Raw genomic sequence first — 15267 nt, 5'->3', positions numbered from 1 at the left:
TCACAAGGGCACCGTACGTTAGCCGTACGGTGCCCTTCTCACGCCGTAGAGTTGCGCGCACGCCATTCATGACATGAACACCGACCGACACCGATACGAGGCCCCCACCGTGCGTCGACGCTCACTCCTCATCGCCGTCCCCGCCGGACTGGTCACGCTCGCCGCTTGCGGTGACGAAGACTCCGGCTCGAGCAGCGCGGGCGACAGCGCGACGCCGGAGGCGTCGGGCACGTCGGCACCGCCGCCCCCGAAGATCGTCGACGGCCCGCTGCCGGCGATCACCGCGGGGACGAAGTTCGACGAGAAGCCGACGGTCGCCAAGGGCAGCGGGGACCCCTCCAAGGATCTCGCGGTGAAGACGGTCATCGCCGGCGGCGGCAAGGCCGTCGCGGAGAACGACTTCGTGTCGGCGAACTACCTGGGCCAGGTCTGGACGAGCGCCAAGGTCTTCGACAACTCCTACGACCGCAAGACACCCCTGATCATCCAGCTCGCCCAGGGCAGCATCATCGACGGCTGGCGGTACGCGCTGGCCGGCAAGAAGACCGGCAGCCGCGTCCAGTTCTCCGTGCCGCCGGCCTACGGGTACGGCGAGCAGGGCAACGAGCAGGCGGGCATCAAGGGCGACGACACGCTGGTCTTCGTCGTGGACGTGCAGGACACGTTCAACGCGAAGAGCTCCGCCAAGGGCAAGGAGGCCGCTCAGGACGACGCCGCACTGCCCAAGGTCGGCACCAACACCGACGGCAAGGCGCCCTCCATCGAGGTGCCGAAGGCCGACGCGCCGAAGAAGCTCGTCGCCGAGTACGTCCTGGAGGGTGACGGCGCGGAGGTCGGCGCCCAGGACAGCGTGCTCGTGCAGTACAAGGGCGTGGTCTGGGACGGCGGCAAGGAGTTCGACTCGACGTACGGCAGGAAGGAGCTGACGTCGTTCTCGCTCCAGCAGGTCGTCAAGGGCTGGGCGCAGGGCCTGACCGGCAAGAAGGTCGGCAGCCGCGTCCTCATCGTCATCCCGCCGGACCTGGGCTACGGCGACAACCCGCCGCAGGGCAGCGGCATCGAGAAGGACTCCACGCTGGTGTTCTCCGTGGACATCCTCGCGAAGATGTGACGCCCCGGGATGTAAGACTTGGGGACGTTGCCTTTTCGCAGACAAGCAGGAGCTGAACACGTGAGCATCGACAAGCCCGAGGTCGACTTCCCGGGCGGCGAGCCCCCGGCGGACCTCGAGATCAAGGACATCTGGGAGGGCGACGGCCCGGTTGCCGAGGCCGGTCAGACCGTGACCGTCCACTACGTGGGCGTGACCTTCAGCACGGGCGAGGAGTTCGACGCCAGCTGGAACCGCGGTGCGCCGTTCCGCTTCCCGCTCGGTGGCGGCCGCGTCATCAAGGGCTGGGACCAGGGTGTGCAGGGCATGAAGGTCGGTGGCCGCCGCCAGCTGACCATCCCGGCCCACCTCGCCTACGGCGACCAGAGCCCGGCCCCGGCGATCCCGCCCGGCTCGACGCTGATCTTCGTGGTCGATCTGCTCGGAGTCTGATCGGAGTCCGAGGGACAGCGATCAGAGCCGGTCACCTGGGGTCCATGCCCGTCCGGGCATGGGCCCTCGGCTTTTGCGGGGCCGCCGCGGGGCGGTACGGTCATCCGTCGTAAGCACCATAGGGAGAAGGGCGTCGATGGCCATTGCCAAGGCCGAGCGGCTGATGAACCTGGCGCTGTGTCTGCTGGGGACACGGCGGCCACTCAGCAAGCGTGAGCTGCGCCAGTCCATCGAGGCCTACCTGGAGGCGGGCTCCGACGACTCCTTCAACCGCATGTTCGAGCGGGACAAGGACGACCTGCGGGAACTCGGGCTGGTCATCGAGACCGTGGAGAGCCTCGACGGCGAGGTCGGCTACCTGGCCCGCCGCGACAGCAACCGCCTGCCGCCGATCACCCTGGACGCCGAGGAGGCCGCCGCGCTGGGACTCGCCGCCAAGGTGTGGCAGCAGGCCCGCCTCGCCGGTGCCGCCAGCGGCGCCCTGCAGAAGCTGCGCGCGGCCGGACTGCCCGAGGACGTCGACCCGTACGAGGCGCACAGCGCGCTGGAGCCCCGTATCCCGGTGCACGAGGCGGCCTTCGAGCCGCTGATGCTGGCCTGCCGCGACCGTCGGCCGGTCGTCTTCGACTACCGCAAGGCCAACGCCGCCCAGCCCGAGGCCCGGCACGTGGAGCCGTGGGCCCTGGAGTGCTGGCGCGGCCACTGGTACCTGGCCGGTTTCGACCGGGACCGTGGCGCGGAACGGGTCTTCAGGCTGTCCCGGATCACGGGGAAGGTGCGCTCGCGCGGGGCGCGGTTCACCGCTCCCGTGCCCGACGTGGTCACCGTCCGCGAGACGGTCGCCAGCTGGGCGGGGGAGACCGCCGACCGTTCCGCGCTGATCCGGCTGCGCACGGGCGCCGGCTACCCCCTTCGGGCGAAGGCGACCGTGGTGCGGGAACTCGGTGACGGCTGGGACGAGTTGCAGATTCCGTACGGGCACGGTCTGGACGCGTGGCTGGTGGAGTTCGGGCCGGACGTGGTGGTGCTGGAGCCGGCGGAGCTGCGCGCGGACGTGGTGGACCGGCTGCGTGCCGTGGCCAAGGGCTGAGGGGGAGCGGACAACACAGTGGCAGGCAAACCGGTCAGGCCCGTGAACGCCATCGACCAGACCCGGCGGATGCTGTCCTTGGTGACGTATCTGCGCGAGCGCCCCGGCGCCCGGGTCGAGGACGTGGCGCGCGCCTTCGGCATCACCGAGGACGAGCTGGTCTCCGACCTCGATGTGCTGCCGATGTGCGGCACCAGCTTCCGCGGCGGCGACCTCCTCGATATCGACACCGACGGCGAGCGCATCTGGTGGCACAATCCGGCCGCTCTGGGCGCGGACGCCGCCGAGCCGCTGCGGCTGGCCGCCGACGAGGCGACCGCGCTGCTGGTGGCCGCCCGGGCCGTGGCGACCCTGCCGGGGCTGCGGGAGAGTGACCGGCAGGCGCTGCTGCGGGCGACGGCCAAGGTGGAGACCTCGGCCGGCGAGGCCGCGGGCGCCAGCTCGCGGCTGTCCGTCACCTTCGAGTCCGAGGGCGGCGTCTTCGCCGATGTAGACCGGGCGATCTCCGAGCGCCGCCGCCTGTGGATCCGCTACTACTCGCCGGCCCGTGACGAGGTCACCGAGCGCGAGATCGACCCCATCCGCCTGGTCAGCGTCGGCCACACCTACGTGGAGGCCTGGTGCCGCCGCTCCGAGGCCCGGCGCACCTTCCGGCTCGACCGGGTCGCCGAGATCCGCATCCTGGACGAGCCGTCCGCGCCGCCCGAGGTGGAGCTGCGGGACCTGTCGGAGGGGCTGGTGCAGCCCGCCGCCGAGGATCCGGAGGTCGTGATCGAGGTCGGCCCCGGCGGACGCTGGGTCGCCGAGTACTACCCGCACGACAGCGCCGATGAACTTCCCGACGGCGGACTGCGTATCACCCTGCGCACGCCCGACCCGGCCTCGCTGCGGCGGCTGGCGCTGCGGCTTGGGCGCGACGGCCGGATCGTCTCGCCGCCGGAGCTCGCCGGCAGCGCACGGCAGGCGGCCCGCGATGCGCTGGCGGCGTACGACGGGATCGAGGCGGCCGGAGCGTCCCGCGGCACGGGTGAGGGACGGCACGAGCGTGAGGGGCGGGAGCGGGAACTGTGAGCGACTCCGTGGGGCCGGGTGCGGCGGGCATGACGGCGGCGACCGCGTTCGCCGGCATGAGACGCGTCCCTCCGGTCGTGTTCAAGGCCGGCTGCCCGGACTGCCGCGGCCGGTTCGAACTCGCCGCGAGCGCGCTGCGCCTGGCGATCGGCGCCACGAGCCGCACCACGTTCTACTCGTTCACGTGCCCCGAGTGCGGCTCCGCCGTGCGCAAGCCGGCGGGGGAGCGGGTCGTGGAGCTGCTCACGGGCGGCGGGGTCAGGACCCTTCGGCTGCACTCCACGGTCTAGGCTCGACGTCATGTTCTGGCCGATGTTCGCGGTTGCCGTGGGTTTTGTGTCTCTCGCCGTGCTCGCGGTGCTCGCCGTGAAGGTGTTCGTGGAGGCGCAGCGCCTGGGGCGGCAGGTGACGGACTCGGCCCACCGCATCAGCCGGGCCGCTGAGGACCTGGAACGCGCGACCGAGAGCGCCACCCGCGCCGTGGACGCGCTGTGACCCGCGGTTTGGGGCACTTCGCCCTGTCACGTCACAGGTCGCTGAAGGTACGCTGCTCGTCGCGGACCGGAAAACGAGGCCCGGCCGCGGACGGGAGTACGCACGGGGATTGCCTCACGTTCACCCCTGAGCGTTACGATCGCTGCACAAGACGATCGATCGGACGCATGTCCGACCGGTCGGACAGCACCCCCACCCAGCCGCCTCGGTGAGAAGGTAAAGACTTATGTTCGGAAGGCTCGGCGCCCCCGAGATCATTCTCATCCTCGTCGTCATCATCCTGCTGTTCGGCGCGAAGAAGCTTCCGGACATGGCGCGCTCGCTGGGCAAGTCCGCCCGCATCCTCAAGAGCGAGGCCAAGGCGATGAAGAGCGAGAGCAAGTCCGACGACTCCGCTCCGGCGGATCCGCCCAACCCCGAGCAGTCCGCGGCGAAGCGCACCATCCAGGCCGCCCCCGGCGACGTGACCAGCTCCCGGCCGGTCACCGAGCCGACGGACACGACCAAGCGCTGACGCAGGGCCGGTGACCTCCGGCCCGCCGCACGAGATGGGAACGTGGGTTGCTGAAGTCTGCCCGCAACAAGGAGAGGGACCCCGAGGGGCGGATGCCCCTCGCGGAGCACCTTCGTGAGCTCCGCAACCGGCTCGCGAAGGCCCTGCTGGCCATCGTCGCCGTCACCGTCGTCGCCGCCTTCTTCTACGAGGAGATCATCAACGTCCTCACGGAGCCGATCCTCGAGTCGATCGGCTGCGAGAAGTCGTTCGCGGAACTGGCCGAGGCGAAGGCCGGCTCGGAGCCGTGCGCGCAGATCACCCTCAACGGTCTGCTCGGTCCCTTCACCCTGGCCCTGAAGGTGTCCCTGACGGCCGGCATCGTGCTGGCCTCCCCGGTCTGGCTCTACCAGCTGTGGGCGTTCGTCGCCCCGGGCCTGCACAAGAGCGAGAAGAAGTACGCCTACGCGTTCGTCGCCACCGGCGCGCCGCTCTTCCTCATCGGTGCCTACTTCGCCTACGCGGTGCTGCCCACCTCGGCGAAGGTGCTGATCGAGTTCACGCCGAGCAACGTCGACAACCTGCTGCCGCTGGACGAGCTGCTCGACCTCGTCACCCGCATGGTGATCGTCTTCGGCCTCTCCTTCGAACTGCCCCTGCTGCTGGTCATGCTCAACCTCACCGGAGTGCTGACCGGCAAGCGGATGCTCGGCTGGTGGCGTGCCATGATCATGGGTATCACGCTGTTCGCGGCGATCGCCACGCCGAGCACCGACCCCTTGACGATGGTCATGCTGGCCGGGCCGATCTGGGTGCTGTACTTCGCCGCGGTCTCCGTCTCCCTGCTGAACGACCGCCGCAGGAGCCGTCGCGAGGCCCTCGAGCCCGACGACGACGAGGCGTCCGAGCTGGACCTCACGCCCGAGGACATCGGCGAGATCGAGCCCGTGACCACCGCCCGCGCCCTGCCCGAGCAGGCCACGAAGGACCGGGTCAACGGCTACGACGACGTGACCTGAGGCACACCGGGGCGGTGACGGCACACGCGTCGCCGCCCCCGGGAGGGGCCGCACGGAGCCGATCCCGATAATGATCGTCCTGTTGTCAGTGCGGCCCGGTACGCTCGAAAGCACGATGACAGAGGATCTCTCCCCGGCCGAGCGGTATGCGGCAGCGCGGCGACGCGCTGTCGAGCAGGCCACCGCGCTCGCCTCGTTCCGCGAGATGTACGACTTCGGCCTCGACCCCTTCCAGATCGAGGCCTGCCAGGCACTCGAGACCGGCAAGGGCGTGCTGGTGGCCGCGCCCACCGGTTCGGGCAAGACGATCGTCGGCGAGTTCGCCGTCCACCTCGCCCTCCAGCAGGGCAAGAAGTGCTTCTACACGACGCCCATCAAGGCGCTGTCGAACCAGAAGTACGCCGACCTGTGCCGCCGCTACGGCACGGACAAGGTGGGCCTGCTCACCGGCGACAACAGCGTGAACTCCGACGCCCCGGTGGTCGTGATGACCACCGAGGTTTTGCGGAACATGCTGTACGCGGGCTCGCAGACCCTCCTGGGCCTCGGGTACGTGGTCATGGACGAGGTGCACTACCTCTCCGACCGCTTCCGCGGCGCCGTCTGGGAGGAAGTGATCATCCACCTCCCCGAGTCCGTGACCCTGGTGTCACTCTCGGCCACCGTGTCCAACGCGGAGGAGTTCGGCGACTGGCTCGACACCGTGCGCGGCGACACCCAGGTGATCGTCTCCGAGCACCGGCCCGTGCCGCTGTTCCAGCACGTGCTGGCCGGGCGCCGGATGTACGACCTGTTCGAGGAGGGCGAGGGTCACAAGAGGGCCGTCAACCCGGACCTGACGCGCATGGCCCGCCTGGAGGCCAGCCGCCCCTCGTACCAGGACCGGCGGCGCGGCCGGCACATGCGGGAGGCCGACCGCGAGCGGGAGCGCAGACAGCGCTCGCGCATGTGGACGCCCGGCCGTCCCGAGGTCATAGAGCGGCTCGACGCCGAGGGACTGCTGCCCGCGATCACCTTCATCTTCAGCCGGGCCGCCTGCGAGGCCGCCGTGCAGCAGTGCCTATACGCCGGGCTGCGGCTCAACGACGAGGAGGCGCGGCACAAGGTCCGCGCCCTGGTCGAGGAGCGCACCGCCTCCATCCCCACCGAGGACCTGCACGTCCTCGGGTACTACGAGTGGCTGGAGGGCCTGGAGCGGGGCATCGCCGCCCACCACGCGGGCATGCTGCCGACCTTCAAGGAGGTCGTCGAGGAGCTCTTCGTCCGCGGGCTGGTCAAGGCCGTCTTCGCCACCGAGACCCTCGCCCTCGGCATCAACATGCCCGCCCGCTCGGTGGTGCTGGAGAAGCTCGTCAAGTGGAACGGCGAGCAGCACGCCGACATCACCCCCGGCGAGTACACCCAGCTCACCGGCCGGGCCGGCCGGCGCGGCATCGACGTCGAGGGCCACGCGGTGGTGCTATGGCAGCGCGGCATGAACCCTGAGCACCTCGCCGGGCTCGCCGGCACGCGCACGTATCCGCTGCGCTCCAGCTTCCGGCCGTCGTACAACATGGCCGTCAACCTGGTCGAGCAGTTCGGCCGGCACCGCTCCCGGGAACTGCTGGAGACCTCCTTCGCGCAGTTCCAGGCGGACAAGTCGGTCGTCGGTATCTCCCGGCAGGTGCAGCGCAACGAGGAGGGCCTGGAGGGCTACAAGGCCTCCATGACCTGCCACCTCGGGGACTTCGAGGAGTACGCGCGGCTGCGCCGCGAGCTGAAGGACCGGGAGAACGAACTCGCCCGGCAGGGCGCCAACCAGCGGCGCGCCGAGGCCGCCGTGGCGCTGGAGAAGCTGAAGCCGGGCGACGTCATCCACGTGCCGACAGGCAAGTACGCGGGCCTCGCCCTGGTCCTGGACCCGGGCCTGCCCGCCGGGCGGTCCAACGGCCACCGCGGCTTCGAGCAGCACGACGGGCCGCGCCCGCTGGTGCTCACCGCCGAGCGGCAGGTCAAGCGGCTCGCGTCGATGGACTTCCCGGTGCCGGTCGAGGCCCTGGAGCGGATGCGCATCCCGAAGTCCTTCAACCCGCGCTCGCCCCAGTCCCGCCGCGACCTCGCCTCCGCGCTGCGGACCAAGGCCGGGCACATCCCGCCGGAGCGGGCTCGCAAGAAGCGCTCCCAGGCCGCCGACGACCGGGAGATCGCCCGGCTGCGCAAGGCGCTGCGCGCGCACCCCTGCCACGGCTGCGAGGACCGCGAGGACCACGCCCGCTGGGCCGAGCGCTACCACCGGCTGCTGCGCGACACCTCGCAGCTGGAGCGGCGCATCGAGGGCCGGACGAACACCATCGCCCGCACCTTCGACCGGATCGTGGCGCTGCTGACGGAGATGGACTACCTGCGCGGCGACGAGGTCACCGAGCACGGCAAGCGCCTCGCGCGGCTCTACGGCGAGCTGGACCTGCTGGCCAGCGAGTGCCTGCGCGAGGGCGTCTGGGAGGGGCTGTCCCCGGCCGAGCTCGCCGCCTGCGTCTCGGCGCTGGTCTACGAGTCCCGGGTCGCCGACGACGCGATGGCCCCCAAGGTGCCCTCGGGCAAGGCCAAGGCCGCGCTCGGCGAGACCGTCCGCATCTGGGGCCGGCTCGACGCCCTGGAGGAGGACTTCCGGATCCGCCAGACCGAGGGCGTCGGCCAGCGCGAGCCCGACCTCGGCTTCGCCTGGGCCGCGTACATGTGGGCCTCCGGCAAGGGCCTCGACGAGGTGCTGCGCGAGGCGGAGATGCCGGCCGGTGACTTCGTGCGCTGGTGCAAGCAGGTCATCGACGTCCTCGGCCAGGTCGCGGCCGCCGCGCCGGGTGAGGGATCGACGGTCCCGAAGAACGCGCGCAAGGCGGTCGACGGACTGCTGCGCGGAGTGGTCGCCTACTCGTCGGTGGGCTAGCTCACGCGGTCAAGAAGACCCGGCGGTTTCACCGCCGGGCCTTCTTGCTGCGTGGATTCCGAACACCCGGACCCAATTACAGTGCGTGTTCGAATGCTCTCTCCGTGTGTAAATAGGTCCGAGGCTACTCCAGCCCCCGCGTCCGTTTCAGGCGCTTGCTGAATATGACACGGCGATGATCCGCTCGGACTAAGCTCGCCCGCAGCGCACCGAGTTGGGGTGAAATCGCGCGTTTGTTCCTCACGCGCCGAAGATCCCGACAACTCCCAGAGATACCCCACCGCAAGCTCCCCCATCCCCGCCGATTCGTTTTCAGAGGGCCTACATGGTGAGTGTTGATTCCCCTCCAGGGCGCCGCGAACTTCCCTACGCGCGCACACTGTTGCTGCCGGCCATACTGATGGCCGCGGCCACCGGGGCCGCCGTCGCCCTCGTGACGGAACCGGCCCGGCTCGCCGTCGGCCTGTGCGGCGCCCTCGCCACCCTGCTGGTGAGCCTCGCGGGCGCCGAAGTGGTGCGCCGGGGCCGTGAGATGCGAGTGATGCGCGAGGAGCACGCCCGCAACAGCGCGTATCTGGAACGACGGGCCGCGAGCCACTACGACGAGATGGTCCGGCTCGGCGGCGAAGTCATCCCCAACGCGCTGGACTTCATGCGCCGGGGCCACACGCCCGCCGAGGTGATGCGCCGCATCGCTGAGCTGGACCCCTCCTACGCCGAACTCGGCGAGCCCCAGCGCAAGCTGATCCGCATGGTCTGCCAGATGGTCGACCACGAGGACTCCATGCGTGAGTCCGCCGAGCGCTCCTTCGTCGACATCGCCCGCCGCGTCCAGGCCATCGTCCACCAGCAGAACAAGGAACTCCGCGAGATGGAGGAGGACCACGGGCGCAACCCCGAGGTCTTCGACGACCTGCTGCGCATCGACCACGGCACCGCGCTGATCGGCCGCCTCGCCGACTCGATCTCCGTCATCGGCGGCGGCCGGCCCGGCCGCCAGTGGCCCGAACCGGTCGCCCTCTACAGCGTGCTGCGCGGCGCGATGTCCCGCATCCTGCAGTACGGCCGGATCAACCTGGCCTCCATCGCCAAGGTCAACATCAAGGGAACCTCCGTCGAGCCGGTCATCCACGCCGCGGCGGAACTCCTCGACAACGCCACCCGCTACTCGCCGCCCGGCGCCAAGGTGCACGTCACCGCGACCGAGGTGCAGAGCGGCGTCTGCATCGAGATCGAGGACGCCGGCGTCAGCCTCAGCGAGGAGTCCCGCGCCCGCATCGAGGGCCTGCTGGAGGACGCCAAGCGCGGCACCGACGTGCAGGACCTCGCCCAGCACCCGCGCCTGGGCCTGTCCGTAGTCGGCCGGCTGTGCACCCAGTTCGGCATGGACGTCGCGCTGCGCGCCTCGGCGTACGGCGGCGTCCGGGCCATCCTCATCGTGCCCAGCAAGATGATGACCACCGAGCCCGGCGTCGGCCTCGCCCACGGCATCGGTGCCACCGCCATCGGCACCCCCGGCCCGGACGTGCTCCCCGGCCCCGAGCGCAAGCCCAAGAAGCGCCGTCCCACCAGCCCCCGCATCCCGGCGGGCGTCTCCTTCGAGGACGACGTGCCGGAGGTCACCGAGTGGACGGCGGGCGGCCTCCCGCAGCGCCGCAGCCGGGTCAAGATGCCGCTCAGCCAGCGCCTGGCCGAACAGGCGAAGTGGGAGCGGGAGGACGCCGAGCGCGAGGCCCGCCTCGCCGCCGAGCGGGCCCGCAACGGCATCCCGGCGCCCGCCCCGGAACCCGAACCGGAGAAGACCGAGGAACTCCCGCCGGGGCACTGGATCGGCGCCTTCTGGGAGGGCCTCAAGCAGTACCCGGGCATCACCCAGGCCCACCAGCAGTCCAGCAGCAGTGAGCCGGCCCACGCCCCGGCCGACGACGAGGGGAACCTCAAGTGATCGAGCAGCAAGGCAAGTTCGACTGGATGCTCAAGGATCTCTACGACGGTGTTCCGGGCATCGAGATGATCGTGGTGCTGTCCGCCGACGGCCTGCGCATCGCCCGCTACTCCGGTGATCCGGACGCCGCCGACCGGGTCGCCGCCGCCTGCGCGGGCCTGCAGAGTCTGGCGGGCGCGGTCGCGCAGGAGATCCCGACCAGCGACGGCGACATGAAGATGGTCCTGATCGAGATGAACGGCGGCTACTTCTACCTGATGGCCGCCGGCCCCAACGCCTACCTCGCCGTGCTCTCCGACGTCTGCTGCGAGCCCGGCAGGATGGGCCTGAGCATGGCCGACCTGGTCGCCCGGATCGGTCCTCACCTGACGAGCCCCGCCAGGCGCAACGGGCAGACCGTATGACTCCTCCCCAGCGCCAGCGGCGATCCCCCGGGCAGCAGCCCCCGGCCTCGTTACCCGCCTCCGGCCCGGCCAAGGAAGGCGAGAACCGCAACCCCGAGCGGCTGTTCGTCATCGGCGGGGACGACGCCGGCGAGCGCGCCGACATCGACCTGGTGACGCTGATCGTGGCCCGCGCCGAGCCGCCGGTGTCCGCCACCCCGGAACAAGCGGCCGTGCTGCGGCTGTGCGTCGCGCCCCTGTCCGCGGCCGAGCTGTCGGCCTATCTGAGCCTGCCGTTCAGCGTGCTGACCGTGCTGCTCACCGACCTGCTGGCGAAGGAACTGGTGCAGGCCCGCGCCCCGATCGTCCGTCAGAAGGTCGCCGACCGAAACCTCCTCGAAGCGGTGATGCATGGACTTCAACGACTCTGACACGATCCCGGGCCCACGGACGGAGGACCGGCTGCCGCACACGGCCGAGGCCGCCGTGAAGATCGTCATCGTGGGCGGCTTCGGGGTCGGCAAGACCACCATGGTCGGCTCGGTCAGCGAGATCAGACCGCTGACCACCGAGGAGACGATGACCCAGGCCGGCATCGGCGTCGACGACAACTACGGCTCGGCCTCCAAGACCGCCACCACGGTGGCCATGGACTTCGGCCGCATCAGCATCACCGACGAACTGGTGCTCTACCTCTTCGGCACACCCGGCCAGGAACGCTTCTGGTTCCTGTGGAACGGGCTGTTCGAGGGGGCCCTCGGCGCGGTCGTCCTCGTCGACACCCGGCGCCTGGAGGTGAGCTTCGACGTCATGGGCCGGCTGGAGGAGCGCGGCGTGCCCTTCGTGGTCGCCGTCAACTCCTTCCCGGACGCCCCCCGCTACCCCCTGGCGGAGCTGCGGACCGCGCTCGACCTGTCGGAGGAGATCCCGATCCTCGACTGCGACGTACGGCGCCGCGCCTCCAGCCGGGACGTCCTGCTGACCCTGATGCGCTTCCTGCACTCCCTCGCCATGAAGGGCGCGCTCACCTGACCCGTCGAGGCCGGACGACCCCCGGCCCACACCCCTTTCTTGCGGAGCGACACTGTGACGCCTGAACGCCACGCCCCCACCTCCACGGGCGACCCCCTCCTCGAACCACCGCCCGGCTGCCCCGCGCACGGCCTCGGACCGGGCAGCCCCGGACCGGGCAGCCTCGGACCGGGCGGACTGCACCGGCTGCACGAGGCGGAGGACCTGGAGGAGCTGTACGAGAGGCTGCGCGAGCAGCACGGGCCGGTGGCCCCGGCGCTGCTCCACGACGACGTACCGGTGTGGGTGGTCCTCGGGCACGCCGAGAACCTGCACATGGTGAGCACGCCCGCCCAGTTCTGCCGTGACAGCCGCATCTGGACCCCGCTCAACGAGGGCATGGTCAAGCCCGACCACCCGCTCATGCCGCACATCGCCTGGCAGCCCATCTGCTCGCACGCCGAGGGCGAGGAGCACAAGCGGCTGCGCGGCGCGGTCACCAGCGCCATGTCCGACATCAACTACCGGGAGCTGCGCCGCCACATCAAGCGGTACACCCAGCGCCTCGTCAACAGGTTCTGCGAGGAGGGCCGCGCCGACCTGGTCGGCCAGTTCGCCGAGCACCTGCCGATGGGCGTGATGTGCCACCTCCTCGGCATGCCGGAGGCGTACAACGACCGGATGGTGGAGGCGGCGCGGGACGCCCTCAAGGGCACCGAGACCGCGCTCGCCAGCCACGCCCACCTCATGGACGTCCTGGGCCGGCTCGCCGCCGAGCGCCGGGCCCGTCCCGGGGACGACATCGCCGGCCGGCTTGTCAGCCACCCGGCGGGACTCACCGACGACGAGGTGAGGGAGCACCTGAGGCTGGTGCTCCTCGCGGCGTACGAGGCGACCGTCAACCTCATCAGCAACGTCCTGCGCGTGGTGCTCACCCACCCCGGCTTCCGCGCCCAGCTCAGCGGCGGCCAGATGCCGGTGTTCGAGGCGGTCGAGCAGTCCCTGTGGGACGAGCCGCCGTTCAGCACCGTCTTCGCCTACTTCGCCAAGCAGGACACCGAGCTGGGCGGGCAGCGCATCCGCGCCGGCGACGGGCTGCTGCTGGGCATCGCGCCCGGCAACGTCGACCCGCGCATCCGCCCCGACCTGGAGGCGAGCATGCAGGGCAACCGCGCCCACCTCGCCTTCGGCGGCGGACCGCACGAATGCCCCGGCCAGGACATCGGGCGGGCCATCGCCGACGCCGGCATCGACGCGCTGCTGATGCGGCTGCCCGACGTCCAGCTCGACTGCGACGAGGACGACCTGAAGTGGCGGTCGTCCATCGCGTCACGGCACCTGGTGGAGCTGCCGGTGCGGTTCGAGCCCAAGGCGCAGCAGGACATCAGGTCGCAGCCGAGCCACGCCCCGGGCGCCTCGGAGCGGACCGACTGGCACATCGGCATGCCCCGCCGGAAGGAACGGCCCGAACCCGAGGTCTCCGCGCGGCCGCCGGAGCCCGTGTCGTTCACGGCCGCGCAGCCCCAGCCGGGGCCGGCGCCACAACCGCCCCGTCCGCGCGGTGCCTGGCAGCGCTTCCTGCTCTGGTGGCGCGGCTACTGACGCCCCGGCCCGGCGGCGTACGCCGCCCAGTCGTCGTACGCCGTCCAGGCGCCCAGGGACCGGGCGCTGCGGAACAGGTGCTCCCGCCCGGTGACCGGATCGGTGAACGCCAGCTCCCGTGCCAGCAGTTGCAGCGGGCGCCGGAAGTCGCCGGGCGGCACGGGCGGCGTGACCTCGGGGTAGAGGGGGTCGCCGAGGATCGGCAGGCCGAGCGCGTTCATGTGGACGCGCAGCTGGTGGGTCTGTCCGGTGCGGGGCACCAGCCGGTACCTGCCCAGCCCGCGGTCCCGGCCGGGGCCGCCGGCCGGGCGGTGCTCGATCAGCTGCACGCGGCTCACCGCGTTCGGCTCGCCCTCGACCTCCCGGGCGGCCAGGACACCGCGTTCCTTCAGGATCCGGCTGCGTACGGTCCGGGGCAGGGCGAGCGCGGGGTCGTACGGGGCGACGGCCTCGTACGCCTTGCGCACCAGCCGGTCGCGGAACAGACCCTGGTACGCGCCGCGCTCCTCGGGGCGCACCGTGAACAGCACCAGTCCCGCGGTGAGCCGGTCCAGGCGGTGCGCGGCGCCGAGGGACGGGACGTCCAGCTCGCGGCGGAGCCGGGCGAGCGCGGTCTCGGTGACGTGGCCGCCGCGCGGCGTGGTGGCCAGGAAGTGCGGCTTGTCGACGACGACGATGTGCTCGTCGCGGTACACGGTCTCCAGCGGGAACGGCACCGGCACCTCGGCGGGCAGCTCCCGGTGGAACCACACGTACATCCCGCCTTCGTAGGGGGCGTCGCCCGGCACCGGCCGCCCGTCCGCGCCCACGACCAGCCCGCTCTCGAACATGTTGTCGACCACCCCCGGTCCGGCGCCGGACAGCCGCTCCGTCAGGTGTTCCCGCACCGTGCCCCACGCCCCGCCCGCGGGCAGCCGCACCCGCACCGCGTCGACCCCGTCGCGCTGGGGGAGGGGTGAGGGCGGGGGAGCGGTGCGGCGTCTCATCGCCTGCCAGCGTACGAAATCCGCTGGGCCGCCGGCCGCACCCGTTGGCAGGATGCCGGCATGCCCTACCTGACGAGCCCGGTCCTGCCCCCGGGCACCCTCTCCCGCACCCCGCAGCCCACGCTCCCCACCGGCGACGGGCTGCTGCTGCGCCCGTGGCGCACGGCGGACGCGCCCGCCGTCCACGCGGCCTTCCAGGACCCGGTGATGCACCAGTGGCACATCCGCGCCGCCGACTCCGAGGAGGAGGTGCGCGGCTGGATCGCCGAATGGCAGCGAGGGTGGCAGCAGGAGCGCGACGTCCAGTGGGCCGTCGCCGACGCGGCCGGCGACCGGCTGCTCGGCCGGGTGGCGCTGCGGCAGGTGGAGCTGGGCGACGGGGTCGCCGAGGTCGCCTACTGGACCACGGCGGCGGCCCGCGGCCGTGGCGTCGCCGCCCGCGCCACGCGGACGCTGGCCCGCTGGGCCCTGGACGACATCGGCTTCCAGCGTCTGGAACTGTCCCACGCCGTCGCCAACGAGGCCTCCTGCCGGGTGGCCGCCAAGGCGGGCTTCGCCCTGGAGGGCACCAAGCGCAGCGCCCTGCGGCACGCCGACGGCTGGCACGACATGCACCTGCACGCGCGGATACGCGGCGACTGAGCGGGGTCCCGGAACCCCGCGTACTCCGGGCCCGTAGCCGTAGCCGTAGCCGTAGCCCGGAGTG

Annotated in this window: 16 protein-coding genes; 15 read left to right on the top strand and 1 reads right to left on the bottom strand. The window is 71.5% G+C overall.

Annotated elements, in window-relative coordinates; genetic code table 11:
• Window positions 1-109 precede the first annotated feature (109 nt).
• The 14 genes from AMK11_RS28450 (at window position 110) to AMK11_RS28385 (ending at window position 13575) form a co-directional block, all read left to right on the top strand.
• On the top strand, window positions 110-1111 hold the full coding sequence (locus tag AMK11_RS28450) for an FKBP-type peptidyl-prolyl cis-trans isomerase (RefSeq protein WP_073731082.1): 1002 nt from the start codon (window positions 110-112) through the stop codon (window positions 1109-1111).
• A gap of 60 nt (window positions 1112-1171) precedes the next feature.
• Window positions 1172-1543, top strand: a complete 372-nt coding sequence (locus tag AMK11_RS28445; protein WP_003977188.1) for an FKBP-type peptidyl-prolyl cis-trans isomerase — start codon at window positions 1172-1174, stop codon at window positions 1541-1543.
• Window positions 1544-1679: 136 nt separating this feature from the next.
• The gene (locus tag AMK11_RS28440) at window positions 1680-2633 is read left to right on the top strand and encodes a helix-turn-helix transcriptional regulator (protein WP_073730937.1); all 954 of its coding nucleotides are present in this window, start codon (window positions 1680-1682) and stop codon (window positions 2631-2633) included.
• An 18-nt stretch (window positions 2634-2651) separates the two neighbouring features.
• Window positions 2652-3704 (top strand): helix-turn-helix transcriptional regulator, encoded by a 1053-nt coding sequence (locus AMK11_RS28435; RefSeq protein WP_073730936.1) that lies wholly within the window; start codon window positions 2652-2654, stop codon window positions 3702-3704.
• A gap of 29 nt (window positions 3705-3733) precedes the next feature.
• Window positions 3734-3994: a hypothetical protein gene (locus AMK11_RS28430; protein ID WP_073731081.1), complete on the top strand. Its 261-nt coding sequence runs from the start codon at window positions 3734-3736 to the stop codon at window positions 3992-3994.
• Between the two features lie 10 nt (window positions 3995-4004).
• Window positions 4005-4199: a hypothetical protein gene (locus tag AMK11_RS28425; RefSeq protein WP_073730935.1), complete on the top strand. Its 195-nt coding sequence runs from the start codon at window positions 4005-4007 to the stop codon at window positions 4197-4199.
• Window positions 4200-4425: 226 nt separating this feature from the next.
• Complete coding sequence (gene tatA / locus AMK11_RS28420) at window positions 4426-4713, top strand: Sec-independent protein translocase subunit TatA (protein WP_073730934.1); 288 nt, start codon at window positions 4426-4428, stop codon at window positions 4711-4713.
• 47 nt (window positions 4714-4760) lie between these two features.
• Complete coding sequence (gene tatC, locus AMK11_RS28415) at window positions 4761-5711, top strand: twin-arginine translocase subunit TatC (protein ID WP_073730933.1); 951 nt, start codon at window positions 4761-4763, stop codon at window positions 5709-5711.
• A gap of 70 nt (window positions 5712-5781) precedes the next feature.
• Complete coding sequence (locus tag AMK11_RS28410; RefSeq protein WP_073730932.1) at window positions 5782-8634, top strand: DEAD/DEAH box helicase; 2853 nt, start codon at window positions 5782-5784, stop codon at window positions 8632-8634.
• Between the two features lie 325 nt (window positions 8635-8959).
• Window positions 8960-10579, top strand: a complete 1620-nt coding sequence (locus AMK11_RS28405; protein ID WP_073730931.1) for a sensor histidine kinase — start codon at window positions 8960-8962, stop codon at window positions 10577-10579.
• A gap of 26 nt (window positions 10580-10605) precedes the next feature.
• Window positions 10606-10983, top strand: coding sequence for a roadblock/LC7 domain-containing protein (locus tag AMK11_RS28400; RefSeq protein ID WP_254400407.1), 378 nt, complete (start codon window positions 10606-10608; stop codon window positions 10981-10983).
• Window positions 10980-11393: a DUF742 domain-containing protein gene (locus AMK11_RS28395; RefSeq protein WP_073730929.1), complete on the top strand. Its 414-nt coding sequence runs from the start codon at window positions 10980-10982 to the stop codon at window positions 11391-11393. Before AMK11_RS28400 ends, AMK11_RS28395 begins: the two co-directional genes overlap by 4 nt.
• Window positions 11374-11994 (top strand): GTP-binding protein, encoded by a 621-nt coding sequence (locus tag AMK11_RS28390; RefSeq protein WP_073730928.1) that lies wholly within the window; start codon window positions 11374-11376, stop codon window positions 11992-11994. The genes AMK11_RS28395 and AMK11_RS28390 overlap by 20 nt, the downstream gene beginning before the upstream one ends.
• 54 nt (window positions 11995-12048) lie before the next feature.
• Window positions 12049-13575, top strand: a complete 1527-nt coding sequence (locus AMK11_RS28385) for a cytochrome P450 (RefSeq protein ID WP_073730927.1) — start codon at window positions 12049-12051, stop codon at window positions 13573-13575.
• Here AMK11_RS28385 and AMK11_RS28380 read toward each other — a convergent pair.
• Window positions 13569-14561 carry an RluA family pseudouridine synthase gene (locus AMK11_RS28380; protein ID WP_073730926.1) on the bottom strand — a complete coding sequence of 331 codons (993 nt, stop codon included), beginning with the start codon at window positions 14559-14561 and terminating at the stop codon, window positions 13569-13571. The two genes, AMK11_RS28385 and AMK11_RS28380, sit on opposite strands and share 7 nt — an antisense overlap.
• A gap of 60 nt (window positions 14562-14621) precedes the next feature.
• Here AMK11_RS28380 and AMK11_RS28375 point away from each other — a divergent pair, with 60 nt between their 5' ends.
• Window positions 14622-15203: a GNAT family N-acetyltransferase gene (locus AMK11_RS28375; RefSeq protein WP_073730925.1), complete on the top strand. Its 582-nt coding sequence runs from the start codon at window positions 14622-14624 to the stop codon at window positions 15201-15203.
• The last annotated feature ends 64 nt before the right edge of the window (window positions 15204-15267 follow it).

The organism is Streptomyces sp. CB02414 (genome assembly GCF_001905385.1).
Taxonomy (GTDB): Bacteria; Actinomycetota; Actinomycetes; order Streptomycetales; family Streptomycetaceae; genus Streptomyces.
The sequence above is the reverse complement of the archived record's forward strand: the minus strand, read 5'-3'. Positions and strand labels throughout refer to the sequence as shown.